Below are 22463 nucleotides of genomic sequence, written 5' to 3' on the forward strand. Positions count from 1 at the left end.
CGTGCGCACCAAGGATTTCACCGCCAGGGTGAAGGCGGCGGGCGTCGCCGACGGGCTGGCCGAGGGGCAGTTCGTTGCGATCGTCTCGGTGTTCGGCAACGAGGACAGCGTCGGCGACGTCGTCCGCCCCGGCGCGTTCACGGAGACCCTGGCCGAGTGGGGCGAGAAGGGCGACCCGATCCCCGTGATCTGGTCCCACGCCTGGGGTGATCCGTTCGCCCACGTCGGCGTAGTCGTCAAGGCGGTCGAGACGCTGCAGGGCCTTGAGGTCACCGGCCAGATCGACGACCTCGACACGAACCCGACCGCAGCCCAGGTCTACCGGCTGCTCAAGTCTCGTCGCGTTACTCAGTTCAGCTTTGCCTACGATGTCAACGAAGGCGCCTGGGTTGAGGACGAGAATCACAAGTACGGCGGCTACTACGAGCTGCGGCGCCTCAAGCTCCACGAGGTCGGGCCGTGCCTAGTCGGCGCGAACCAGGAGACTGAACTCCTCGCTGCGAAGGCCACCGGCCTGGCGCGCGGGGCGAAGGCGGGACGCGTCCTGTCACAGAAGAACTTCGAGGCTCTCGCGGCCGCCTACGAGGCGATCGGCGAGGTACTCGGATCGGCCCAGCCCGAGAAGGCTGCGGCCAGCGACACGTCCAGCGAGTCCGGCCAGCCGGATCCTGGGGCCGCCGACGGCCTTGAGCCCTCCGCGAAGTCCGAGGAAATCCCGCCCGCCCAGGAGTCCCCGGACAAAAACCCGAGCAGCGCCGAGCAGCAGGCCACGCCGGACCTCCGCGAAGCATCCCCCGAGGATGCCGCCAAGGCCGGAACCGCCTCGCTCGGGATGCGCACTCGCCTTGAGCTGCTCAAGCTCCAGGCTTCGCTACCGAGATGAGGACCTATGCCCAGCAAGATTGAAGATCTGAACCAGCAGATCAAGCACCACGTGACCGAGGCGACTGCGATCCTCGACCGCGCCAAGGCGGACGGAGATCGAGACCTCACGGCTGACGAGAACAGCCAGGCGCGCGAGCACATGGCCAAGGCCACCGAGGCGCGTGATGAGGTTCTGCGACTCAAGGGCGACGAGGAGCTCCGGAAGACCCTGAGCGACCTCGGGAGTGCTATCGCCCCGGATGCTTCATCCGACCCCAGGGGTGGCCGGAAGTCCGGAAGCGGCATCATCGTGCCCGGACCCCACGAGAGTCTCGGCGCGCAGTTCGTCGCATCGGGCGAGTACAAGAGCCTGATCGAATCGGTTCCGAACGGGGTGTTCTCTAAGGACTCCCGCGTTCAGTCGCGGCCGGTCGCCTTCAAGTCCCTCGTCACGGGCGCATCGGACACCAGTGCTGGCGCGTTCGTGCAGAACGATTTCCTCGGCCTGCAGCTCGGCCTCAACACGTTCCAGCGCCCGCTGCGCCTGCGTGATCAGGTCACCGTCCTGACGACTACGTCGGACACGGTCGAGTACGTTCGCATGACGTCGACCACGAACAACGCGGCACCTGTCGCGGAAGCGACCAGCTCCGCCGCGCCGACCGCCCCCGGCGGAGCGGGCGCCCTCGTTCCCAACGCAGGTGGCGGCTACAAGCCGGAGTCGGCGCTGGCCGCCGTCCGTGTCACCACCCCCGTGCGCACCATCGCGCACTGGATGCCGATCACGCGTCGCGCGCTCTCGGACGCGTCCCAGATCCGCAGCATCATCGATGCATTCCTCCGCTACGGACTGGAGGAGGAGCTCGAAGACCAGATGGTTCAGGGCGACGGCACCGGCGAGAACTTCGAGGGCCTCGGCAACGTCTCCGGCGTGCAGGCGCAGGCCTGGGACACCAACGCTCTGGTCACCATCCGCAAGGCGAAGCGGAAGGTCCGCGACGTCGGCCGTTCCAACGCCAACACCCTCCTGATCAACCCGGCCGACCTGGAGACCGTCGACCTCCTGCAGGACAACGAGGGCCGCTACTACTTCGGCGGTCCGAGCGGACCGGGCTCGGCGACAGAGCTGTGGGGCGTGCGGGTCGTGGAGTCGGAGTCCACCCCGGCCGGCACCGCGTACATCGGCGACTTCAAGAAGGCCGTTCTCTGGGACCGCGAACAGTCTTCCATCACCATGACGGACAGTCACGCGGACTACTTCACGCGCAACCTCATCGCCATCCTGGCGGAAATGCGTGCCGCCTTTGGCATCATCCAGCCCTCCGCCTTTGTTGAAGTCGACCTGACCGCCTGATGCGTCAGTAGGCTGGCTACAACAAAACGCCCCGACGCAGTGCTCTAACACTGCGCCGGGGCCAGCCGGACAACCTGACTCAACCAGGAGCCCGACCGTGACCAAAGGTAAGACGTGCGCGCGATGTCGCGCAACGAAACCCACAAGCGACTACCCGCCCGGGAAGCGCTGGCGTGACGGACTTCACCCGTATTGCCGAGCATGCAAGCGAGTGGCAGACGCCGAATCGCATGCAAGGAATCGCGAAAAGCGAAACGCGGCCATGCGGGATCACTACGCGGCCAACGCCGAGACCTACAAAGCCCGAGCGCAGGATGCGTACCGGGGCAACCCGGAAGCCGCCAAAAGCCGATCTCGTATCTGGGCGACGGCCAACCCGGAGCGGCGCAGGGAGATCGTCCACGCCTCCGCGCGTCGGCGGCATCAGCTCGACCCTGAGCGGCGCCGCGAAATCTGGCGGCGCCGAAACGCGGCGATCAAGAAGGGCGTGGCCCTCTACGCATTCACCAGTGCTGACGTGGCAGCCAAGGTCGCCTACTGGGGCCATGCCTGCTGGGTCTGCCGTGTTCCGTACCAGGCGATCGACCACGTGAAGCCGCTCGCCAAGGGCGGGCCACACATGCTGGCGAACCTTCGCCCTATCTGCACCAGCTGCAACACCAGGAAGCTGGACCGCTGGCCGCTTCCTTAGACCTACAGGAGGCCCAGGATATGGCATATCTGAACCCGGGAGCGGGCGCGGCCCGCGAAGGCAAGCAGGCTGCCGCCTCTGCCAACGCCGCCGCGATGACTACCGCCGCGGCGGCCGGTGCGAATCCCACGAAGGCAGAGTTCGACAAGGTCGTCGTCGACCTCGGCGTGCTCCGCACCGCACACAATGACCTGCTGGCAAAGCTCCGCACAGCCGGTCTCCTTGCTTTGTGACCCTGTTCATCCGGCAGACGGCCAGAGGGCGGTGCCCGTGCGGCGCCGAACATGCGGCGTGCGGCCCGCCCTCGACCGTCACGCCCTTCGGCCAGAGCATTGAGGAGGTGGCCGCAATGAGCGGGCCGCTCAGGAAGTATCGATACACGTCCCCCGGCGGTAGCGAGTCCGTGCTGAAGCTGAGCACGGAGGACGCGGAGCGTCACGGCCTGACCGATGAGGATCTCGTTGAATCCGGCAGCTCCGCCAAGGCGGCCGCCTCGGAGCCGAACAAGTCGCGCGACACGTCGGCCAACAAGGCGCGTGCGCCTCGCGGCAAGGGCGGTGCGGGTGGTGGCGACTGACACGCCGCTGGCCGATCCGGCGAGGCTGGCGCTCTACCTGCGGGTCTCCGCTAGCGACCCGCTGCTACTGGAGGTTCTCCGGTCCGCGTCGCAGCGGTTCCGGGGGGCGGTCGGCCATGAGGTCGATCTGGTCGAGGACGAGGCGATAACCCTCGACGGCAACGGCCGGCAGTCGCTTCTGCTCCCGGTCTGGCCCACGACCGCCGTCGAGAAGGTCGTACTCGAGGGCGAAGAGCTCACCGCGGGGACGGACTACGACTGGTCCGAGGCGGGCGTCCTGCGCCGCCTCGGCTGCCAGGTCTGGCCGGACAAGCTCCGCTGCGTTCAGGTGACCTACAGCCACGGCTGGGCGGAGATCCCCTCCGACATCTCGGATGCGGTCATCGAGCAGGCGCGCGCCTCGTACCGGGCCGAACCGGGCTTGAAGTCCAAGGCCGTCGGCGGGCAGTCCGTCACCTGGGAGACGGGCGTCACCAGCCAGTGGTCGGCGGCCGTCGAGCGCCATCAGGTCCAGACGGGCAGCGACACATGATGTTCAACCAGACGCTCGTGCGGGTGCGCGCGGGTACGCGCACGGACCGCGGTGGGAACACGGTCGCCGACTGGGCGACCGCCACCCGCCTGACCGTCGAGCAGGTCAACATCCAGCCCAGCATCCAGCAGGAGACGCACGACGAGACCCGCTCGTCGAAGATCACCGGCTGGCACGTCCAGTCCGCCGAGGGCACCAACCCCGACATCCGCGCGGACGACCGCATTGAGTGGGACGGCCTGACCCTCGAGGTCGACGGCGAAGTCGCGCGTTGGCCCGAGCTCTTCGTCAACGCGATCCACCACGTCGAGTTCGAGATGAAGCGGTCCACCGGATAGGAGGCGACCGTGCTGGAGAAGTTCGAGCTGGATGCGGCCGGCGTCCGCGAAGTCCTCAGGGGCCAGGCAGTCCGGGAACTGGTCGACGGGTACGCGCAGCAGGTCGCCGACAATGTGAAGCCACTCGTCCGTGACGGCGTCCCCATTGAGGTCCGCAAGTACACGACTGACCGCGGCGCGGCAACGGTTGTCGTGGCCGACGTTCGCGGCATGGCCTGGCAGGCGCGCGATGGGATCCTCACCCGCGCGGCCGCGCAGGCTGGCCTCGAGGTCAAGGCCGTGGAGCGATGAAGCCGCTCGTCGTCTTCGGTGACGTCCAGGCAGCGGGCGCGTCTGTGCTACGGGCGGCACTGGCCGGGAGGCTGGAGGGGTTCGTGGACGGTGTCACCGTCGGCACCCGGGTTCCCGGAGACCGCTCGCCCGAGATGCCGCGCCTGCCCTATGTCATGGTCCGCAAGGACGCCGACTTCCCGCACTCGTCGATGGCGAACGCCCGCTGCACCCTGCGGGTCACCGTCTGGCACGAGGACGCAGACCAGGCCCACGACCTGGCGATGCTCTGCCAGGCCCTGCTCTTGGTGCACTCAGGGCCGGTCATCCGCGGCGCCCGTCCCGGGACCGGCCCGATCGCAGCGGTCGACGAAGGCGCCGAGCGAGCCGCCTCTGGCATCGACCTGTCCACGTTCACCGTGCTCGCCAACGTCAAGCCCCAGGTGCTCAGCGCCTGATCTCGTCCGCCGAACTGCGACGACAACCCCTTACCCAATGAAGGAGGACGCCGTGGCCGGCGACCCGCTGAAGGCAAATCTGTGGACGGACGCGGACGTCTACATCTCAACCAATCTCTCCGCGACCCTGCCCGCCAACGCCGGTACCCCGTTCGGTGTGGACTGGGAGCTGGTCGGTCTCCTCGATGGAGACGACGGCTTCCCGGAGTCCCGGGACGAGGACACGGACGACAAGTTCGCGTGGGGCGGCATCCTCGTCCGCACGAGCCGCAACCACTTCAAGCTGACCAAGTCGTTCACGGCACTTGAGGACAACGACACCACGTTCTCCCTGCTGTGGCCCGGGTCGACGTCCTCGCAGATCGTCGTGCCGCGGCCGGCCAAGGTCCTCGTCGCGTTCGAGACCCGCGAGGGCAGCAAGGTTCGCCGCCTGATCTCCGCGAACTACGCCGAGATCTCGCTTGACGGCGACCACGGCGAGAACGAAACCGACCTCGAGTCGATGACGTTCGTCGCGACGATCTACCCCACCGGCGGTGGTGTCCTCTTCGACCGGCAGGGCACGCCGACGATGACGGCCCTGGACGTCGCGCCCGCAACCAAGACCCTGGCCGTCGCGGGGATCGGCGCACTCACCGCCACGGCCACCTACGACGACCTGTCGACCGCCGACGTCACCGCGTCCGCGTCGTGGGTGTCGTCCAACCTGACCAAGGCGACCGTCGCCTACGGCTACGTGACCGCAGTCGCCACCGGCTCCGCAACCATCACCGCCTCCTACGGCGGATTCTCCGACACCTGCGCGGTGACGGTCAGCTGATCGCCGGGGCGCGGAAGTTCTGTCGCGGTTCGGCCGCGCCCCGGTGCACCACTTGAGCCGCGACAGGAGTTGCCATGCCCATCAGCTATACCGACCAGCAGATCCGGGAGAAGGCCGCCTCCCTCGGCCTCATCCAGGAAGGCGCCGACCTGCCCCGCCAACTGCGCGGCAAGGTCGTCGCCGCCATGGCCTACGGCGACGCCGCCGAACGACATCAGGCCCCCGAGCCGCAGCTAGCCGGGGAGATCGTCATCCACGGCAGCTCCATCCTCATCGACGGCGAGCACTTCCCCTGGCTCGTCGCTGCGCAGCCGATGGACATCGGCCTCAACCCCGACGGTGTGAGCACTGTCCGCCTGACTCTGATGGCCGCCTCCGTGCAGGTCATCCGCCCCGAACCGCGACCCGAAAGCGAGCACTGACATGGCCACCCGAACCGCGACGAGCAAGGCCCCGGACGACCAGCCGTTCGACTTCAACCTCGACGCCGTCCAGGCAGAAGTCGAACTGCGCCCTTTCCGGGTGCACTTCGCAGGGCGGCGCTGGGAGTTCACCCACATGCAGGAGCTCGATGCCTGGGAAGCAATCGAAGCTGCCGAGACCGGAAACATCGGCGTCGTGGTGAACACGATCCGACTCGCCCTCGGTGATCAATGGGAAGACTTCCGTAAGGTGCCCATGCCGCAGCACAAACTAATGCCGCTCTTCAAGGCGTGGCAGGCGCATTCCGGAGTTGAGACGGGGGAATCCGAAGCCTCCGGGAACTGATCCGGAGGCATGGCCGAGCCCTCGAGGCGGACCTGCGTAGCCAGTATGGAGTCCGGCTCCGAGACCTGTTCACTGGCGACCTGACGTGGCGCGAGCTGATCTCCTACGTCGATGGGTTGCCGCCCGGATCCCGAGTGAGGACGGCCCTCAATGAGGGCCGGGCTGAGCCGACCCCAGAAGCCGTAATCCTCACTGACATGTTCGACATGCTCCAGAACGTCGACTGGCACATCGTCGCCAGCAACATCGACAAGAAGTCCAACCTTCCCAAGGCGCCCAAGCCGTACCCGCGCTGGTGGCTGCAAAGCGCCCGCGCCAAGGCCGATGGCGGCGACCGTGTAGCCCGCCTTGAGGCCGCCCGTACACGCAGGCGCGAGCGCGCCGAGGCAATCGCCGCCGGCCGCATCGCCTGACCAGACTGGGGGTGCCGGGTGCCGAACGTCGGCTACGCAACCATTCAGATCATCCCCTCCGTCCGCGGCATCGCCGACGAGCTGCGCAGCCAGCTCGTCGGACCGTCCGAGGACGCGGGCAGTGACGCCGGTGAAGCGGCGGGCGGCAACCTCAAGGAGAAGCTCCTCGTCGGCGTTGCCGCCGCGGGCGCGGCCGCCGGCGCAATCCTCGTCGCGGGGATCACTGAGGCGATTGAGCAGGCGAACATCACCTCGACGCTGCAGGCCCAGCTTGGCGCGACCGGCAAGGACGCCGCTAAGTACGGCAAGGTTGCCGGGCAGCTCTACAGCAAGGGCATCACGGAGAGTTTCGAGCAGGGCGCCGAGGCGATCCGGTCCGTCGTCAACGCGGGCCTCGTCGCCCCGGATGCGACGAACGCCCAGCTGGAATCCATCAGCGCCAAGATGTCCGACGTTGCGACCATCTTCGGTACGGACATGGAGCGGCAGACCGAGGCTGTCGCCGCCATGTTCAAGAACGGGGTCGCACCATCGGCGGAGGATGCCCTCGACCTGATCACGGTCGGCTTTCAGAAGTTGGGCCCGAACGCAAACGATCTCTTGGACACATTCCAGGAGTACAGCGTCCAGTTCAAGAAGCTGGGCATCGACGGCAAGGAAGCAATCGGCCTCTTCAATCAGGGCATCATCGCCGGCGCTCGGGACACCGACATCATCGCCGACGCCTTCAAAGAGTTCTCGATCCGCGCGATCGACATGTCGCAGTCGTCGCAGGACGCGTACAAGGCGATCGGGCTCGACGCGGAGAAGATGTCCCTGCAGATCGCGAAGGGCGGCGACGCTGCAGGCGACGGCCTTCAGCTGGTTCTCGACAAGCTCCGGGCGATGAAGGATCCGGTGGAGAGGAACGCCGCCGCGGTCGGACTGTTCGGCACGCAGGCCGAGGACCTGGGTCAAGCCCTCTTCGAACTGGACCCCTCCGAGGCGACACTCCACTTCGAGAGCGTGACCGGCGCAGCGGCCGAACTGGGCAAGACGATCCACTCCGGCCCGAGCCACGAGTTCGAGGTTTTCGCCCGCACGATCAAACAGAACTTCGTCGACTTCCTCAGCAACGAGGCGCTGCCCGTCGTACTGAACGTCGCGAAGGCGCTCAACCGCGACCTCCTGCCGCCCATCAACGCCTTGGCCTCCGCGGTCGAGGCGGCGCTCGTGCCTGCCCTGAAGGGGCTCTTCACGGCGGGCATGGCCGTCATCGACTGGCTGCGCGAATGGGGTGTCTGGCTGCTCCCGGCAGCGATCCTCGTTGGCGGTCTCACCCTGGCACTGAACGCGCAGGCCATCGCGACCGCCGCCGTCACCGCCGTGTTCTCCATCTACCGCGGCGCGATCCTGCTCGGCACTGCGGTGACCAACGGGTTCGCCGCAGCGCAGGCGGTCCTCAACGCGGTGATGGCACTCAACCCGATCACGCTCATCGTGATCGCGCTTGTCGCCCTGGTGGCCGCCATCGTCATCGCCTACAAGCGCTCGGAGACATTCCGCGCCATCGTGCAGGCAGCCTGGGCCGGCATCCAGACCGCGGTGAAGTACGCCTGGGAGTCGGTCATCAAGCCCGCCTTCGAGGGTCTCATGATCGGCCTGAAGGCGGTTGGCGCGGCCGCACTCTGGCTGTGGGAGAACGCCCTCCAGCCCGCGCTCGCTGGCATCTGGGAAGCGATCAAGATCGTCGCTACGGGGATCATCGTGGTTTTCGTTGCCCCCACCATGGCCGCCATCAAGGTTCTCGGAGCGGTCTTCTGGTGGCTGTGGGATGTTGCCATCAAGCCCGCATTCGACCTCATCGCTGCCGGAGCGATGTGGCTGTGGACGAACGGCATCAAGCCCAGCTTCGACTTCATCGTCGCCGGCATAAAGCTCGTCGGCGCCGGTGCCATGTGGCTGTGGACCAATGCCATCAAGCCGGCCTGGGACAGCATCGTCGCTGGCGCCCTGTGGCTTTGGAACAACGGCATCAAGCCCGCGTTCAACAGCATCATGACCGGTGTGCACCTGGTCGGCGACGGAGCCATGTGGCTCTGGCAGAACGCCATCAAGCCGGCGTGGGACGGCATCGGAAATGCGATCAAATGGGTGTGGCAGAACTGGATCAAGCCTGCCTTCGACAATGTCTCGAAGGGCGTTGGCTACGTCCGTGACTCCTTCGATACAGGGGTCAGCGCGATCGGCCGAATCTGGGAGGGCCTGAAGGACATCACCCGCAAGCCCGTCCAGTTCATCATCGACACCGTCTACAACAACGGCATCCGAAAGGTGTGGAATCAGGTAGCGGAGTTCACCGGCTCCAAGCAGCTCGGCGTGCTCACGTTCGCCACGGGCGGCGGCGTGTTCGGCGCCGGCACCGCCACCTCTGACTCCATCCCCGCCTTGCTCTCCAACGGCGAGCACGTGTGGACGGCGCGCGAGGTCCGCGGCGCCGGCGGCCACGGCGCGGTCGAGGCACTCCGCGCGCGGGCAGCAAGCAGCGGATCCGCGTTCGCCAAGGGCGGCGCCGTCGGCATCCCGCGGTACGCGGACGGAGGTGTCGTCGACTGGCTGTCTGGCAAGGCGCGCCAGATCGGCGGCGCCCTCATGGACGGCATCCAGTTCATGACCAGCCCCAGCAAGGCCTGGGACGTGGCGACCAAGTTCATCCGCGACCAGATCGGCTCCAACCTCACCGGCTCGCAGTGGGCGCAGGCGCTCAGCCAGTTCCCGATCAAGATGCTGCAGAGCCTCAAGGAGAAGATCGTCTCCGCCGCGGAGGGCCTGATTGGCGGATCCGCCTCTGGGTCCGTCGCCGCAGCCATGGGCTTCGCCCGGTCGCAGGCCGGCAAACCGTATCAGTGGGGCGGTGCAGGCGATCCCAGCTGGGACTGCAGCGGGTTCATGTCCGGCATCCAGAAGGTTATCGAGGGCCTCAGCCCTGGTGGCCGCCTGTGGTCGACGTTCTCCTTCCAGGGGGACACGGCCCCGCCCGGATGGAAGCGCAACCTGCGAAGCCCGTTCATGATCGGCATCACCAACGACGGGGTCGGGCACACCGCCGGCACCCTGGCCGGCATGAACGTGGAGAGCCGCGGCGGCGACGGCGTCGTCGTGGGCGCGCGCGCCCGCGGGTACGACAACGCCCTGTTCAACGCGCGCTACGGCTTCATCCCCGCTCTGAGGAAATACGACAACGGCGGCTGGCTCCAGCCAGGCGTCACCACCGCGGTCAACGCGACAGGCCGGCCCGAGGCCATTCTCACCGCGCCGCAGTGGCAGGCGGTCTCTTCGCTGGCGGCAGCCAACCGGGGGCTTACCGCTGGTGATCGCCTGACGCTCGTTGTGGGCGACCGCGAGTTCGATGCCTACGTGGACGAGCGAGCGGACGCGCGCGTCGTGGGCGGCATGCGGCACCTGAGCCAGACGACCCGGCCCGGACGAAGGGGGTAGGCGATGGCGATCCCCGGCAACATGCTGTCGCTGGTCACCGAGACGGTCGACCCGAACACCTCGGGCTGGCTGGCCAAGCTCAACTGCACCATCAGCAAGGGCACCGGCGGTCGGTCGGGCGACGGGACATTGCGCCTGTCCTCGACCGCCGCCGGTGAGATGCAGGCCCGCACCCAGTCCTCCTACCCGGTCACCCCCGGGCAGGAGTACCAGGCGTTCGCGGACGCTTCCGGGGCCACGGTCCCGGAGCGGATCGGGCTGCGCTGGATGAACGTCTTCAACGCCGAGATCTCCATCACCTGGTCCCTGACGACGGCCACCGCCTCGGCGACCTGGCACCGCATCGCCGTGTCCGGGACGCCTCCGCTCGGTACCTCGGATGTGCAGGTGGTGGTGTCGGCGACCCCGGCGGCGGGGTCGGTCGTCAACCATTTCGAGAACGTCTACCTGGGCGTTCCGATGCGCACCCCCGGCAACCTGCTGTCGGCGGACGCGGAGGACATCGAGCACGCCACCCTGAAGTGGGTGGCGGAGACGAACTGTTCGATCGCCCGGCAGGCGCCCATGGTGTCGTGGCCGGTCGACTACTACCTGGCCGGCGGTCACGTGCTGGCTCTGACGGTCACCGCGAACGGCAACGCATCGGCGAAGATCACTGAGAAGCCGGCGGCGACTGCGGGCACCGAGTACGTGGGCCGCTGCTACCTGAACCCGCCCACTTCGGGCAGTACCGTCTGGGTCGAGCTGCGGTTCTACACGGCCGCGGACGTCCTGCTGACGGCGACCAGGTCGAACCTGGCGGCCCCCGGAACCGGCTACTACGAGCAGCGGGTATCGGCGGTCGCCCCGGCTACCACCGCCTACGCGACGCTCGCCGTCGGTATCACCTCGGGCACGGCTGCCCAGGTCATGCGGATCGACACCGCCGTCATCGCGACCGCGCCCGTCATCCGCGAGGGCAGCATCATCCCCTACGCCGACGCCTCGTTCGAGAAGGACGTGGCCGGCTGGACCGTCACGAGCGGCGTCGCCACGCTGGCCCGGTCGACACCGTGGGGGGCCTACGCCGTGGACGGCGCCTACGCGCTCACCGTGTCCTCGGCGACGGCCACAGCCAGCACGATCCGTTCGGCGCGGTTCCCGGCCGGCTCCGCGGCCGGCAAGAACTTCCGGCTGCAGCTGTACTCGAACGTCACCGCGGGCGGGTGGACGATCCAGCGGCACATCCGCTGGTACGACGCCGCCAACAACAGCCTCGGTCTGACGTCCTCGACGTCCGGGGCCGCGCCGACGCCGGACTGGTGGGTGCTCACCCACAACGGCACGGCGCCAGCACTCGCCACGCAGGCCGCGGTGGAGCTGACCCTGACGGCGACGGCGACCTCATCGGCGCTGCGGATCGACGCCGTGCAGGTGTGGGAGGCTCTGCCGCTGATCGAGGTCGCCGGGGACGATGCGACGGCGGTGGTCACGCTGACCCTTCGGGAGCTGACCGTCGGCTACCTCATGACGGTGTGGAGGGCTACGTCCGACGGATCTCGCACGCTGGTCCGCGGCTCCTCGGGGCTGATCCAGAACGAGGCGATCGCCGCCGACCAGGTGGTCATCGAGGACGCGGAGGCTCCGCTGGGTGTGTCGGTGACGTACTACGTGGAGATCGCGGCCAGTGTCGGCGCGACCCCTGAGACCCGGACCAGCGACAGTGTGACCCTCGATCCGGGCGACCCCCAGTACGCCTGGCTGAAGGACCCGGGCCGGCCGGACCGGAACATGCGGGTCATGATGGCGGAGGCCCCGTCGTGGACGCGGCCCGTCACGCAGGCCGAGTACAGGGTCCGGAGCCGACGGAACACGGTCATCCTCAGCGACGTCCGCAGCGGCCTCGAGGGCAATCTCGTGGTGTTCACGCAGTCCGACGAGGAGCGCGCCGCCCTGCACCGCCTGCTCGATTCCGGGTCGGTGCTGCTGTGGCAGGCCACCCCTGGGCACGGTGTCGACGACATGTACGTCGCCGTCGGCGCGGCCGCGGAGGGCCGGCAGGGGATGGCGACGGATCCGTGGCGGACCTGGCAGCTGCCCGTCAAGCAGGTCGACATGCCGGCCACCGTGGGGGTCGCCAGCTCGGCCGGCCGTACCTGGCAGGACGTCCTCACCGAGAACGCGACCTGGGCTGAAGTGCTGTCCAAGTACGCGACCTGGGAAGACGTGTTCCTGGACCGGAAGATCGGAGCCTGATGTACGCCGTCTCGGACCGCTTCCTGCAGGCCATCGCCGAATCGCACGACGTGGTCACCGAGGTGATCCTGATCCGAACCGACGGGGTCGCGGAGACCCTCGCCATCACCGGTGGCAGCGTGTCCGTCGACCGCAACCGGGCGGTGCGGCGGACCTGCACCGTCACGGTCGCCGACCCCGCGCTGATCCCGCGGACCGCCGCGGACCGGGTCAGCATCTACGGTGCCCGCCTGCGGATCAGCCGTGGCGTGCAGTACAGCGACGGCTCCCAGGAGCTGGTGCCGCTCGGGACGTTCCGTATCGACGACGTCAGTGGCGACGTTGACGAGGGCCCGGTCACCATCACCGGCAATGGGCTGGAGATCGTCGTCTCCGATGACCGGTTCAGCAGCCCTTACCGGGCGACGGGTACGGCAGTCAGTGCCATAACCGCGCTGATCCAGCGGTCGATCCCGACAGCCTCCGTTGTTGTCGGGTCGCTGGTCGACGCGGCGATCGGCGCCCGCACCTGGGATGTGGGGGCGGATCCCTGGGCGGCGGTCGAGGAGTTGGCGTCCGTCATTGGGGCTGAGGTGTACGCCGACGGCAACGAGTCCTTCATCCTTGCGGAGCTGCCCGACGTCCTCACGACCCCGCCCGTCTGGACGGTCTCGGCCGCAGAGGGCGGCACCTACGTGCAAGCTTCCCGTGGCATGAGCAGCGGCGGAGTCTTCAACGGGGTACTCGGCCGTGGCGAAAACTCGGAGGCCGGCGTCGCGCCGTTCCAGGTGCTCGTCGTCGACTCCGACCCGGGCAGTCCCACTTACTGGGACGGCCCCTACGGCCACCGCCTGGATCCGACGCCGGTCACCTCGCCGGCAATCCTGACCTCCCTGCAGGCGACTTTGGCGGCGACGCTGCGGCTGCGGCAGGCGCAGGCGGCGAACGCTTCCGCCGAGCTGAGCACGCTCCCCAATCCGGCGCTGGAGACCGGCGATGTCCTCCGGGTGGTCTACGAGGACGGCACCTCAGAGCTGCATCAGGTGTCTGCGTTCCCGGTTCCTCTGGATGTCGGCGGGTCCTTCACCATCCGCACGATCTCGGCGAAGGAGGACTCGTGACCTCCGTCCAGCAGGCGGCAAACGACCTCGCCGACACCCTCTACGCCCAGGTGCGGCAAGCCTCCGACCAGGATCCTGGCGTTCGTGGGGCGGACTGGCGGCTGGCCACTGTCGCCTCGATCCAGCCGACCGGCACCGTCACCACGGCAGACGGAGTCGTCGCCCGCCGAACCGACCTGTACGTCACCCCGGCCGTCGGCGACACGATCATCCTCACCGTCTCCGGCATGGGGAACTGGCTGGCCATCGGCCGCGTGGCACCGTCGACCACCGCAGGCACCTGGCAGGCGCTCACCTACAACGGCACCTGGTCAGCGTGGGGCGCCCCGCACTACTCGCCCGCCTACCGCATCAACGGCGACGGCACCGTCAGCCTGTCCGGCCTGGCCAAGGCGCCCGGGTCGACGACGGGAACCTCGACCATCGCCACATTGCCCGCCGCTGCCCGGCCCGCTTCCAAGGCCCGGTTCACGACGATCGTCAACCCCGGAGTCAACGGGGCCCTCGACGTCAACACGGACGGAACCATCCAGATCACCGACTACACCGGCACCGCCATCTGGGCCACCCTCGACGGCGCCACATTCCGCCTCACGTAGAAGGGGGCTCACGTGGCCACCGACGCATACGGACAGGGCATCCAGGTCACGGCCATCACGGACGCCCCGAACGCCCAGACTCTCGCCACGAACTTGGCGGCGATGGCCGGCCAGACGAACATGCGGTTCACGAACGCGGCCGCCCGCGCGGCCGCGCTCTCCAGCCCGGTCGCCGGCATGCGGGCCTGGCTGGCGACCGAGAAGCTGTGGACGTACTACGACGGCAGCGCCTGGCTCGTCGAACGCTTCTCCGCATTCGTGTACGCGTCCGCCGCCCAGTCGATCCCGCACAACACCACCACGACGGTCAACATCAACACGGCGATCCTCGACGACACGTCCGGGCTCAACGTGCCCGGGAAGTACTGGCAGACGCCGGTGGCTGGCAAGTACCGGCTCACGGCCATGGTGTCGTGGGTCGCTTCCGGCGGTGGCGGCTGGCGCACGATGTGGCTCAACGACAACGGCACTCAGATCCCCGGATCCCAGGGCGGCGCGGTCGGGGCCAACGTCGGCACCTTGCAGGAACGGACCTGCATCGCCAACCTCGCGGCCGGCCGACAGATCACTCTGTCCGCCCTGCAGCAGTCCGGCAGCGCCCTCAACACCGACGTGCCGGGCGGTACCGCCGCATCCATCCAGATCGAGTTCCTGCACACCTGACCGTCCCCAGCCCCGGACCGCACCGGCCGGGGCTTCCTCATGCCCAGGAGGTGTCGCCCATGGGCGAGATCTGGATTCCCGAGGCCATCCGCCTCGGAGACGGCGTCATCGGTGGCGCCATGGACACCCCGAAACTGCCGCCGCGGGCGGTCGACCACACCACCGAAGGCAGCGCTGGAACACGGGCCGCCTTCTTCGACACCGCGAACTATCTGATCGAGAAGGCTTCCGAGCCGCACCTGCTGTACGACCCCATCACGGACATGCTCGGCCAGTTCGGCCCCCTCAACCTGTCCGCGCGCGCCCTGCGTAACGACGGCGACCTGCGGACCAACAGGACCGGACTCGTCTGCATCCAGACCGAGTACATGGCGAAGGCCTCCAAGCCGTTCACCGGCTACTGGCGGCCCGGCCCGAACTACCGAGCCATGATGCGAGCCATCAGAAGCTGGGGTGTCCCCGACGTGTACCCGGCCGGCCGGCTCTCGAGGACCGGCAGCGACGACGTGCCCCGGTCTCGCACCGTCTGGACGACCAAGGGCGGCCACTACGGGCACTGCCAAGTCCCTGGCAACGACCACTGGGATCCCGGTGACCTCGACATCGCGGCCCTCTTCAGCGCTGCGTCCGTACCGACCGCGCCCCCGGTGACCCCGCCCACCCCTACGCCCCCGCGCCGCCGCCGGCCGCGCGTCTACCGAGCGATCGGAGCCTGACCCATGTCCACGCCCACCCCGCCCGCACGCCCGAAGATCCCCCGCCCCACCGGCGCCCTTCTCACCAAGAGCGCCGGCGGCGGCCGCGGCGGCAACGACTCCACGGTCTTCGTGACCTTCGCGAACGGCATGGTCCGCCGTCTCACCGACGCCGAGTGGCAGTGCTGGGACGACAACACCATCGACTACTACATCCCGCAGGGCGCCCAGTACGACTACCAGTACAACGCGCTCGTCGCCTACGACAACGCCCTCAAGGCCAGCTGAGAGGACCACAGTGAAGATCTTCGGAAGAGAGCCCGCACTCATCATCGCGGCCATCTCGGCGAGCCTGTCGCTGCTCGTGACGTTCAACGTAGGCCTCTCCGGCGAACAGGCCGGCGCCCTGGTAGCGGTCATCTCCGGAGCGCTCGCCGCTGTCACCGCGGCGATGACCCGCCCGATCGCCCCGTCCGCGTTCACCGGCCTCGTCGCCGCGGGAGTCGCGCTGCTCTCCGCCTACGGATTCAACGTCTCGCCTGAGACCGTGGGTGCCCTCAACGCGGTCGTGCTCGCCGTGCTGGCTCTCCTCACCCGCGGACAGGTCTCCCCAACCAGCCGCGAGACCGTCACGCCCCAGGAGGCGTAGGTGCGGTGCCGTGCGGCCCGGCGGCTCCGCAAGCAGCTGGGCCGCCGCGGCACCTACCTCCTGATCATCGGTCTCGGCAAGATCTGCTGGGGCGCGTCCTTCATCGTGGACCCGCCCGGCACCCAAGGACTCCAGCTCCTCACCCACTGGTGCAGCATCCAGCACTGGGCATGGCTCTGGATCCTGGCAGGACTCATCACCACAGCCTCCGCGTTCCTGAAAGTAGGACGCGACGGCTGGGGCTTCGCCGCCGCACTGGTTCCGCCGGCCGTGTGGGCGATCGCATACCTCTCCGCTGTCATCGGCGGGGAGTACTCACGCGGCGCCTGGGTCGCCGCTTGGTACCTCACCTCCCACGTGGGGGTGATCCTGTGGGCCAGCACGGTGCCCGAGTACGACGTACCGCCGGCTCCGCGCAAGGCCCGGAGAGCTGAGGGCGGATGAACGTCGGCGAGTGGGCAGCCGTGATCGGATCGGCGGGAAGTGTGCTCGGCGGTGGCGGCTGGTTCGTGGCCAGGGCCACCCGGGATGCGGCGCGCGCCACGGCCGCCGCTACGGAGGCCGCGGCGCGGGCGAACGCGGCGCCAGCGCAGCAGGCCGCGGACTTGGCGGTGTTGCAGGCGACCGTGAAGCGGGTCGACGAGGAGAACGGCAGCCTGCGCGGGCGGGTGTTCCGCCTCGAGTCGCTCGTGCGTGCTTTCTCGTGGACGGTGGACGAGCTGTACCGGTGGGCCCGCGACCCGGTCGGAGATCCGCCGGAGCCTCACGACCTCGTGAAGGAGTACAACCGAACTGGAGTGTGAGATGAGCGACGAAGCGCCAGCCCCACGGCCGGCACCACCCCGCCGCCAGCCCCTCATGGCCGACGTCGAGACGCTCGTCGACATGGGCGTCCTCGAGGAACAGCCCCAGCCGCCGCCGGAGGAGCCGCCCGAGCAGCCGGTCGAGGAGCAGGCCAACCAGGTCGCGCTCGACGAGGCCCTCGCCGGAGCCGGCATCGAACCCGACCCGGCCGACGCCGCGGCGATCGCCGAACTCGCCAAGCTCGACCCGGCCGTCGTCGAAGCCATCACCCGGTGGGTCCAGCCCGCCCCAGTCGAGGAGAAGTAACAGCCCCCGCCCTACTGGGCGGGGGCGTTCTGCTGTGTACTCGACGGCCCGTGCGGAGTACCGTGGCATCAACTTCACACTGGTGAGGGGCGCCCGGGTTGATCGCCGGGCGCTACCCGACGACAGGCTGAAGAGCGGGATAAGGAGTGCACGCCCGGTCCCGGGGCCGCGGCCTGGATCGCGAAAAAGCGGGGGATGGGTTCCCCGCGAGACTTGCCCCATCGCTTCGGCGGTGGGGCTTTTCGCTGTCCCAGGGTCCGGAGCTGACCGCAGATAAGATGCCATATCGGCGCCCAAAATTGGTACAATTGAGCATGACGACAGGGTTGATCCACTTCATCCAGGAACGTCTCGACGAAGACGAGCGATCTGCTCGCGCTGCAACCCCCGGCCCTTGGGTCTCCGATGAACCCTGGCTTGCCGACTGGGTGAAGTCCGGCATCCTCGGTCACGTGGCCGACTGCTCGATCGGAGCGGGGTATCGCGCCCAGTCGATCCCTGACGCCGCACACATCGCCCGCTACGATCCTGCGCGCGCCCTAGCGGAGATCGACACCAAGCGACGGATCGTGCAGTTGTACACGACGGCCAGAGGGTGGGCTGATCGCGCGGAGGACATCCAGGTATCCGGCAACAACTCCCAGGTGGCATCCGTGGCCTATCTGGATGTGCTGCGCCTCCTCGCCCTGCCCTACGCCGACCACCCTGAGTTTCGCGAGGAGTGGCGCCCGTGACCGAACTCGCGCCGTACCAGCCGAGCGCCGCCCCGGCCGCCTACGATCCGGCGACCCTCGCCGTCCTCGCCGCCATGGAACAAGCCGCCGAGGAACACCTCGACGCCATCCGCCCCGAGAACACCAAGCGCGGCTACGCCAACGACTGGCGGCTATGGGAGGAGTTCCACGGCTGGCTCGCCGAACGCACCGGACACCAGCTCCCGCTGACCGCCGTCACCAAAGGCACGCTCGTCGGCTTCGTCGTCTGGCTCGACACGATCAAGCTCGCGGCACCCAACAGCATCGACCGCCGAATCACCGGCGTCACCGTCACCGCACGAGCCGAAGGAGTCGAGGTACCCAAGGCTGCCACCGAAGCCGCCCGCAAGGCACTCAAGCCCCTCCTCGCCGACCCCGACCGGCTGGCCCGAGGTCGAGGCAAGGCCCCAGCCGCCACCCTTCAACAGCTCCAGCAGATGGCCGACGCCGCACCCGCCAGCCTCACCGGCATCCGCGACCGTGCCCTCTGGCTCATGGCCTTCGGCATGGCAGGTCGATCGTCGGAAGTCGCAGCCCTCCGAACCGATGGCATCGGCCTCGTCGGCAAGGGTCTCGACGTTCACGTCCCCTCCGTCAAAGGCCTGCCCGCCCGCAAGGTCCGAGTCGCCTACGGCAAGAACCCCGACACCTGCCCCGTCCGAGCCTGGCTCACCTGGAAGGCCGCCGCCGGACTCACCGACGGCCCGGCCTTCAGGCCGATCAGCGTCCACGGACAGCTCGGCACCGACGGCCTCACCGCATCCGGCTGCCAAGAAATCATCTCCCGCAGCGCCGAACGCGCCGGGCTCGCAGTCCGCCTCACCGGCCACAGCATGCGGTCCGGCTTCATCACCACCGCCCGCCAAGCCGGCAAGCGCGAAGAGAAGATCCGCGCCCAGTCCGGCCACGCCGCCAACTCGCCGGTGTTCTGGGGGTACATCCAAGAGGCCGACGCCTGGACCGACGCTGCGTCCGAGGACATCGGGCTGTAGCACCGAACAAGACGTTATGCGCTGCCTGAGAGGGGAGGATCGATGACCGGGCCCAAGCTCTGCGGTGCCAGTGCCACATTCTGGCCGGACGTCGAGGCCTGCGAGGCCGAGTGCATGCTCCCCGCCAACCACGACGGAACGGTCCACGAGGACGAGATCTTGGGTGAGTGGGACGAGGAGAACCTGCCCACGTCCCGGTCCGACGACTGACTGCCCTGCCACACTGGAGCCACCTGAAGGAGGCCGTCATGCGCCTGTTCCGTTGGACGTACCGCAACTTCGAGATGGTCGCGTGCATGTTCGCCGCGGCCCTGCTGCTCTGCCTGTCCGCAGCTGCGGCGCTGGCCCGCTAGGAGGCTGTCATGTCCGTGCTCGACAGGCTATTCCGCCGGAGCGGCGGCACGCTCCCGCCAGCACGCCCGGCGAACGACAGCATCCCCCTGTTCCTGTCGCCCGGCAGCCTGATCACGGATCCGGACGAGGCGGAGGCGTTGGGGATGACGTCCACTGCGCGGCGGCTGCGCGAGCGCCCTCTCATCAAGGAGAAGGTCTGCTTGGTGAAGGGCTGCGACGGGCCGACCGAGGAACCCCGGAGCTGGGTCGGCTACCTGCTGGCCCGGTATCACTGGCACTGATCCTGCGAGGAGTTCGCTATGCCGTACCGCCCGTACCCGAACGCCGAACGCGCCCTGCGACAGCTCGACCGGCACCACGTCCAGCAGCCGGCACCGATCCCGGCGATGCGCGTAGCGATGGCCGACTGGGCGGTCGCCGTGCTGGAGTCGACTCGGGAGGCCACACGTCCGTTGCGGGAGATGATCGATGCCATGCAGGCCCGGCAGTGGCACCCGGACTTCATCTTCGACCCGGCCACGAACCGCTTCGAGAAGTGGCCCGCCGCCTGATCCCTGCCCGTTGTCAGCGCCCCGTGCCACACTGGGGACAGCAGCTGACCCGGCCGCATGGCCGGTGTAGGCAGCTTCCGCGTCGGCCGGGAACGGCTTGGTCTGCTGCCAGACCCGCCCCCGTGGTGATGCCCCCGGCGACGCCCCAGCTGGGTCGTTAACTTCCCTTCGGGGTTCCTGGCGATCCGCGGCCCCCACCCCTTCGTCGGGTGGGGGCTCTTCGCCGTCCCGGAATCCGTCTTGTCATATGCCTACCGCCATCCCGGCCTGCGGGTTTACGGTGTCCGCACCCGATCCCCCCGGGGGCCGGTATCCCTCCCGGTCCTCCCCACGGGAGGGCTGCCGCGCACTCAGGCGTCGTCCGGCTCCTCGTACACGTGCGGCTTCCCGCCCTGCCAGTAGATGACCTCCGAGTCCCCCAGCACCAGCTCGTCGGGTTCCGGGACCTCGATCCGCCGCAGGAACTCGATCAGATCCGCGTCGGAGTATGCGACGCCGAGGACGGTGTCGACGCCGTGGATCCGGATCACGACCCGCCGGCCACCCGACGCGGAGATCCGGTGCACGAGGATCGGCGCATGCTCCATGCATCCAGCCTGCGGGCGGTCGGGCGGTACGGCACGCCGGGCCCTGCGTCAGGGGCGTTCCTGCTGCTCCGCCTGGCTAGCGAGCAGGGCGCGGCCGCGGTCGGCGAGCTGCTTGATGGTCGGCTCCGAAAGCCCAAGCTGGCGGGCGAGAACGGCTTGCCCGCCACGCCCCCAAGCGTCAACGGCGCGTGCGATGGCGATCTGCCGCGCCTGGGTAGAGGCCGCAGCCGCAGCTTGGACCACCTTGTCGCTGGCGTCCTTCCGGCTTGCTTCGGTCCGCCATGCCTGCCAGTTCCCGCCTTCTTCGGCGCCGTCCTCGTAGCCGTGGACGCCGGGAACGTCGGTGGACTCGAAGGGAGTCTTAAGGGCGCCGAACGTCATGCGCCCGGTCTCCTCGTCCTCGTACTCCTCATACTCGTCGCTCATGCCGCTGGCCGCGTCGCGGACTGTCTTCTCGTACAGCGCAATCGCCTCGTCGAGGTCGTCGGTGTCCTGCCAGTCGGACTCGGTTGCCTCGTCGGCGGTGACGGCCCAGCGCTCCAGTCCGTCGGGGTCGGTGTAGCCGATCAGTCGGTAGGAGCAGCGGTCGCTCTCGCCGTGCCCGATGGTCTCGCGGTAGGCGGTGCCCGCTTCGACGGCTTCCATGAAGACGTCTTCCTGGCGGGTGGAGATGTTGAGGGCCTGGACGGTGGAACGGATGACGCGAAGCATGGTGGTCTCCTCTCGGCGGGGCGAGCGCCCCCCACACGAGAAGAAGCTTAGGGGGTACCTAAGATTCCACGCAAGGGCTACTTAGGTCCCTCCTAAGAATTCGACCTCGTCAGTCCAGCACGCCGAGCTCGATGTCTGGCCTACAGAACGGGCACGGCTGCAGCTTTTCGACACCGAGCGCCCGGAGTGCCGCATCCCTGCTCAGGGCCTTCTGCCGGAACCCCTTGCCGCCCATCTCGCAGCCGCCGACGTGGACCATGGTCGGCCGGCGGCCCAGGTCGAGCTCCAGCTCCCACTCCGCAGGCGGGACCGGTGGCAGGCGCGCGGCCAGCTCGGCGAGCCGCTGCTCCTCCGCGGCGATCCAGCTGCGGGTCCGCTCCAGGTCCTGCAGCTGCACCCGCTCCAGGAAGCGGAGCAGGTCGAGGCGGGAGGCGGACTGATCAGACACATGTTCGATTCTACGCTGATCGGCGCATGCCCCTTGTCAGTGCCGCCACCTAGCATGAGCAAGACAACATCAGCGCCAAGTACGCGGGGATGCGGCTGGGCAGATGTGCACAACCGCCCGTCGGCCCCCTCGGGGGACAGCGACCGACGGGCGCCCCCACGTCAGGCCTCGGCTGGGTGCCGGACGGCCTTCTTCACCGCCGCCTCGACGACGTTCCGCGGCTCCCCGATTTCCGTCGCGTACTCGGTCACCGCGGCCTGCACCTCGGCCGCCCGCTCCCGCCACACCGCATACGCGGCATCCCGCTCACCCAGCTGCTCCGGCGTCCAGCCGGCGATCGGCCCGTAGGCCTCGGCCAGCCGGAGCACCTCGGCGTGCGCCTCATCGGAGGCGGTCTGGAGTCGGATCAAGTCGTCGGCGCGCTCGCCGGTCAGTTCGATTGCCACCCGCGG

The 22463-nt window shown here is 68.5% G+C and carries 33 protein-coding genes; 29 read left to right on the plus strand and 4 right to left on the minus strand.

All coding sequences use genetic code 11. The annotated features are described in order from the left end of the window. The first annotated feature begins 1 nt into the window (after window position 1). The 29 genes from ACFY1T_RS12700 to ACFY1T_RS12840 all read left to right on the plus strand — a co-directional run bounded on the left by ACFY1T_RS12700 (window position 2) and on the right by ACFY1T_RS12840 (window position 20265). On the plus strand, window positions 2-883 hold the full coding sequence (locus ACFY1T_RS12700; RefSeq protein WP_390788130.1) for an HK97 family phage prohead protease: 882 nt from the start codon (window positions 2-4) through the stop codon (window positions 881-883). Window positions 884-889: 6 nt separating this feature from the next. After that, the gene (locus tag ACFY1T_RS12705) at window positions 890-2218 is read left to right on the plus strand and encodes a phage major capsid protein (RefSeq protein WP_390788131.1); all 1329 of its coding nucleotides are present in this window, start codon (window positions 890-892) and stop codon (window positions 2216-2218) included. Between the two features lie 211 nt (window positions 2219-2429). Then, on the plus strand, window positions 2430-2909 hold the full coding sequence (locus ACFY1T_RS12710) for an HNH endonuclease (RefSeq protein WP_390788132.1): 480 nt from the start codon (window positions 2430-2432) through the stop codon (window positions 2907-2909). A gap of 20 nt (window positions 2910-2929) precedes the next feature. Beyond that, window positions 2930-3142, plus strand: coding sequence for a hypothetical protein (locus ACFY1T_RS12715; protein WP_390788133.1), 213 nt, complete (start codon window positions 2930-2932; stop codon window positions 3140-3142). Then, the gene (locus ACFY1T_RS12720) at window positions 3139-3486 is read left to right on the plus strand and encodes a hypothetical protein (protein WP_390788134.1); all 348 of its coding nucleotides are present in this window, start codon (window positions 3139-3141) and stop codon (window positions 3484-3486) included. Before ACFY1T_RS12715 ends, ACFY1T_RS12720 begins: the two co-directional genes overlap by 4 nt. Further along, window positions 3476-4018 (plus strand): mobile element protein, encoded by a 543-nt coding sequence (locus ACFY1T_RS12725; RefSeq protein ID WP_390788135.1) that lies wholly within the window; start codon window positions 3476-3478, stop codon window positions 4016-4018. The genes ACFY1T_RS12720 and ACFY1T_RS12725 overlap by 11 nt, the downstream gene beginning before the upstream one ends. Further along, window positions 4015-4356 carry a hypothetical protein gene (locus ACFY1T_RS12730; protein WP_390788136.1) on the plus strand — a complete coding sequence of 114 codons (342 nt, stop codon included), beginning with the start codon at window positions 4015-4017 and terminating at the stop codon, window positions 4354-4356. The genes ACFY1T_RS12725 and ACFY1T_RS12730 overlap by 4 nt, the downstream gene beginning before the upstream one ends. A gap of 9 nt (window positions 4357-4365) precedes the next feature. Continuing rightward, the gene (locus ACFY1T_RS12735; RefSeq protein WP_390788137.1) at window positions 4366-4647 is read left to right on the plus strand and encodes a hypothetical protein; all 282 of its coding nucleotides are present in this window, start codon (window positions 4366-4368) and stop codon (window positions 4645-4647) included. After that, window positions 4644-5084 (plus strand): hypothetical protein, encoded by a 441-nt coding sequence (locus ACFY1T_RS12740; protein ID WP_390788138.1) that lies wholly within the window; start codon window positions 4644-4646, stop codon window positions 5082-5084. Before ACFY1T_RS12735 ends, ACFY1T_RS12740 begins: the two co-directional genes overlap by 4 nt. A 52-nt stretch (window positions 5085-5136) precedes the next feature. Beyond that, on the plus strand, window positions 5137-5904 hold the full coding sequence (locus ACFY1T_RS12745; protein WP_390788139.1) for a hypothetical protein: 768 nt from the start codon (window positions 5137-5139) through the stop codon (window positions 5902-5904). 74 nt (window positions 5905-5978) lie between these two features. Continuing rightward, entirely contained in the window at window positions 5979-6326 is a 348-nt protein-coding gene (locus tag ACFY1T_RS12750) for a hypothetical protein (protein WP_390788140.1), read from the plus strand. 1 nt (window position 6327) lies between these two features. Continuing rightward, window positions 6328-6672 (plus strand): hypothetical protein, encoded by a 345-nt coding sequence (locus ACFY1T_RS12755; RefSeq protein WP_390788141.1) that lies wholly within the window; start codon window positions 6328-6330, stop codon window positions 6670-6672. A gap of 197 nt (window positions 6673-6869) precedes the next feature. After that, window positions 6870-7085, plus strand: coding sequence for a hypothetical protein (locus ACFY1T_RS12760; RefSeq protein WP_390788142.1), 216 nt, complete (start codon window positions 6870-6872; stop codon window positions 7083-7085). Window positions 7086-7103: 18 nt separating this feature from the next. Further along, window positions 7104-10562: a phage tail tape measure protein gene (locus ACFY1T_RS12765; RefSeq protein WP_390788143.1), complete on the plus strand. Its 3459-nt coding sequence runs from the start codon at window positions 7104-7106 to the stop codon at window positions 10560-10562. Window positions 10563-10565: 3 nt separating this feature from the next. Next, window positions 10566-12797, plus strand: a complete 2232-nt coding sequence (locus ACFY1T_RS12770; RefSeq protein ID WP_390788144.1) for a hypothetical protein — start codon at window positions 10566-10568, stop codon at window positions 12795-12797. Then, window positions 12797-13897 (plus strand): DUF5047 domain-containing protein, encoded by a 1101-nt coding sequence (locus ACFY1T_RS12775; protein ID WP_390788145.1) that lies wholly within the window; start codon window positions 12797-12799, stop codon window positions 13895-13897. The genes ACFY1T_RS12770 and ACFY1T_RS12775 overlap by 1 nt, the downstream gene beginning before the upstream one ends. Next, window positions 13894-14496 carry a hypothetical protein gene (locus tag ACFY1T_RS12780; protein WP_390788146.1) on the plus strand — a complete coding sequence of 201 codons (603 nt, stop codon included), beginning with the start codon at window positions 13894-13896 and terminating at the stop codon, window positions 14494-14496. Before ACFY1T_RS12775 ends, ACFY1T_RS12780 begins: the two co-directional genes overlap by 4 nt. A gap of 12 nt (window positions 14497-14508) precedes the next feature. Then, window positions 14509-15159 (plus strand): hypothetical protein, encoded by a 651-nt coding sequence (locus ACFY1T_RS12785; protein WP_390788147.1) that lies wholly within the window; start codon window positions 14509-14511, stop codon window positions 15157-15159. 59 nt (window positions 15160-15218) lie between these two features. Continuing rightward, entirely contained in the window at window positions 15219-15875 is a 657-nt protein-coding gene (locus tag ACFY1T_RS12790) for a hypothetical protein (protein ID WP_390788148.1), read from the plus strand. 3 nt (window positions 15876-15878) lie between these two features. Next, window positions 15879-16142 (plus strand): hypothetical protein, encoded by a 264-nt coding sequence (locus tag ACFY1T_RS12795; protein WP_390788149.1) that lies wholly within the window; start codon window positions 15879-15881, stop codon window positions 16140-16142. 10 nt (window positions 16143-16152) lie between these two features. Then, on the plus strand, window positions 16153-16503 hold the full coding sequence (locus ACFY1T_RS12800) for a hypothetical protein (RefSeq protein ID WP_390788150.1): 351 nt from the start codon (window positions 16153-16155) through the stop codon (window positions 16501-16503). After that, window positions 16504-16947, plus strand: coding sequence for a hypothetical protein (locus ACFY1T_RS12805; protein WP_390788151.1), 444 nt, complete (start codon window positions 16504-16506; stop codon window positions 16945-16947). Next, on the plus strand, window positions 16944-17306 hold the full coding sequence (locus ACFY1T_RS12810) for a hypothetical protein (protein WP_386162650.1): 363 nt from the start codon (window positions 16944-16946) through the stop codon (window positions 17304-17306). Before ACFY1T_RS12805 ends, ACFY1T_RS12810 begins: the two co-directional genes overlap by 4 nt. Before the next feature lie 55 nt (window positions 17307-17361). Continuing rightward, window positions 17362-17613 carry a hypothetical protein gene (locus tag ACFY1T_RS12815; protein ID WP_390788152.1) on the plus strand — a complete coding sequence of 84 codons (252 nt, stop codon included), beginning with the start codon at window positions 17362-17364 and terminating at the stop codon, window positions 17611-17613. A 314-nt stretch (window positions 17614-17927) separates the two neighbouring features. Beyond that, window positions 17928-18347: a DUF6221 family protein gene (locus ACFY1T_RS12820; protein ID WP_390788153.1), complete on the plus strand. Its 420-nt coding sequence runs from the start codon at window positions 17928-17930 to the stop codon at window positions 18345-18347. After that, window positions 18344-19360, plus strand: a complete 1017-nt coding sequence (locus ACFY1T_RS12825; protein WP_390788154.1) for an integrase — start codon at window positions 18344-18346, stop codon at window positions 19358-19360. The genes ACFY1T_RS12820 and ACFY1T_RS12825 overlap by 4 nt, the downstream gene beginning before the upstream one ends. 42 nt (window positions 19361-19402) lie before the next feature. Continuing rightward, window positions 19403-19570, plus strand: a complete 168-nt coding sequence (locus tag ACFY1T_RS12830; RefSeq protein WP_390788155.1) for a hypothetical protein — start codon at window positions 19403-19405, stop codon at window positions 19568-19570. A gap of 152 nt (window positions 19571-19722) precedes the next feature. Then, entirely contained in the window at window positions 19723-19995 is a 273-nt protein-coding gene (locus ACFY1T_RS12835; protein ID WP_390788156.1) for a hypothetical protein, read from the plus strand. An 18-nt stretch (window positions 19996-20013) separates the two neighbouring features. Then, window positions 20014-20265 (plus strand): hypothetical protein, encoded by a 252-nt coding sequence (locus ACFY1T_RS12840; RefSeq protein ID WP_390788157.1) that lies wholly within the window; start codon window positions 20014-20016, stop codon window positions 20263-20265. Window positions 20266-20615: 350 nt separating this feature from the next. On the opposite strand, the gene ACFY1T_RS12845 is transcribed toward ACFY1T_RS12840, so the two are convergent. From ACFY1T_RS12845 to ACFY1T_RS12860, 4 genes are all read right to left on the minus strand, one after another. Next, window positions 20616-20852: a hypothetical protein gene (locus tag ACFY1T_RS12845; protein WP_390788158.1), complete on the minus strand. Its 237-nt coding sequence runs from the start codon at window positions 20850-20852 to the stop codon at window positions 20616-20618. Window positions 20853-20900: 48 nt separating this feature from the next. Further along, on the minus strand, window positions 20901-21563 hold the full coding sequence (locus ACFY1T_RS12850) for a hypothetical protein (protein ID WP_390788159.1): 663 nt from the start codon (window positions 21561-21563) through the stop codon (window positions 20901-20903). 109 nt (window positions 21564-21672) lie between these two features. Further along, window positions 21673-22011, minus strand: coding sequence for a DUF6233 domain-containing protein (locus ACFY1T_RS12855; RefSeq protein ID WP_390788160.1), 339 nt, complete (start codon window positions 22009-22011; stop codon window positions 21673-21675). Between the two features lie 161 nt (window positions 22012-22172). After that, the gene (locus ACFY1T_RS12860) at window positions 22173-22457 is read right to left on the minus strand and encodes a hypothetical protein (RefSeq protein ID WP_390788161.1); all 285 of its coding nucleotides are present in this window, start codon (window positions 22455-22457) and stop codon (window positions 22173-22175) included. Window positions 22458-22463 lie beyond the last annotated feature (6 nt).

Origin of the sequence: Streptomyces sp. NPDC001194 (genome assembly GCF_042896985.1) — a bacterium.
Taxonomy (GTDB): domain Bacteria; phylum Actinomycetota; class Actinomycetes; order Streptomycetales; family Streptomycetaceae; genus Streptomyces.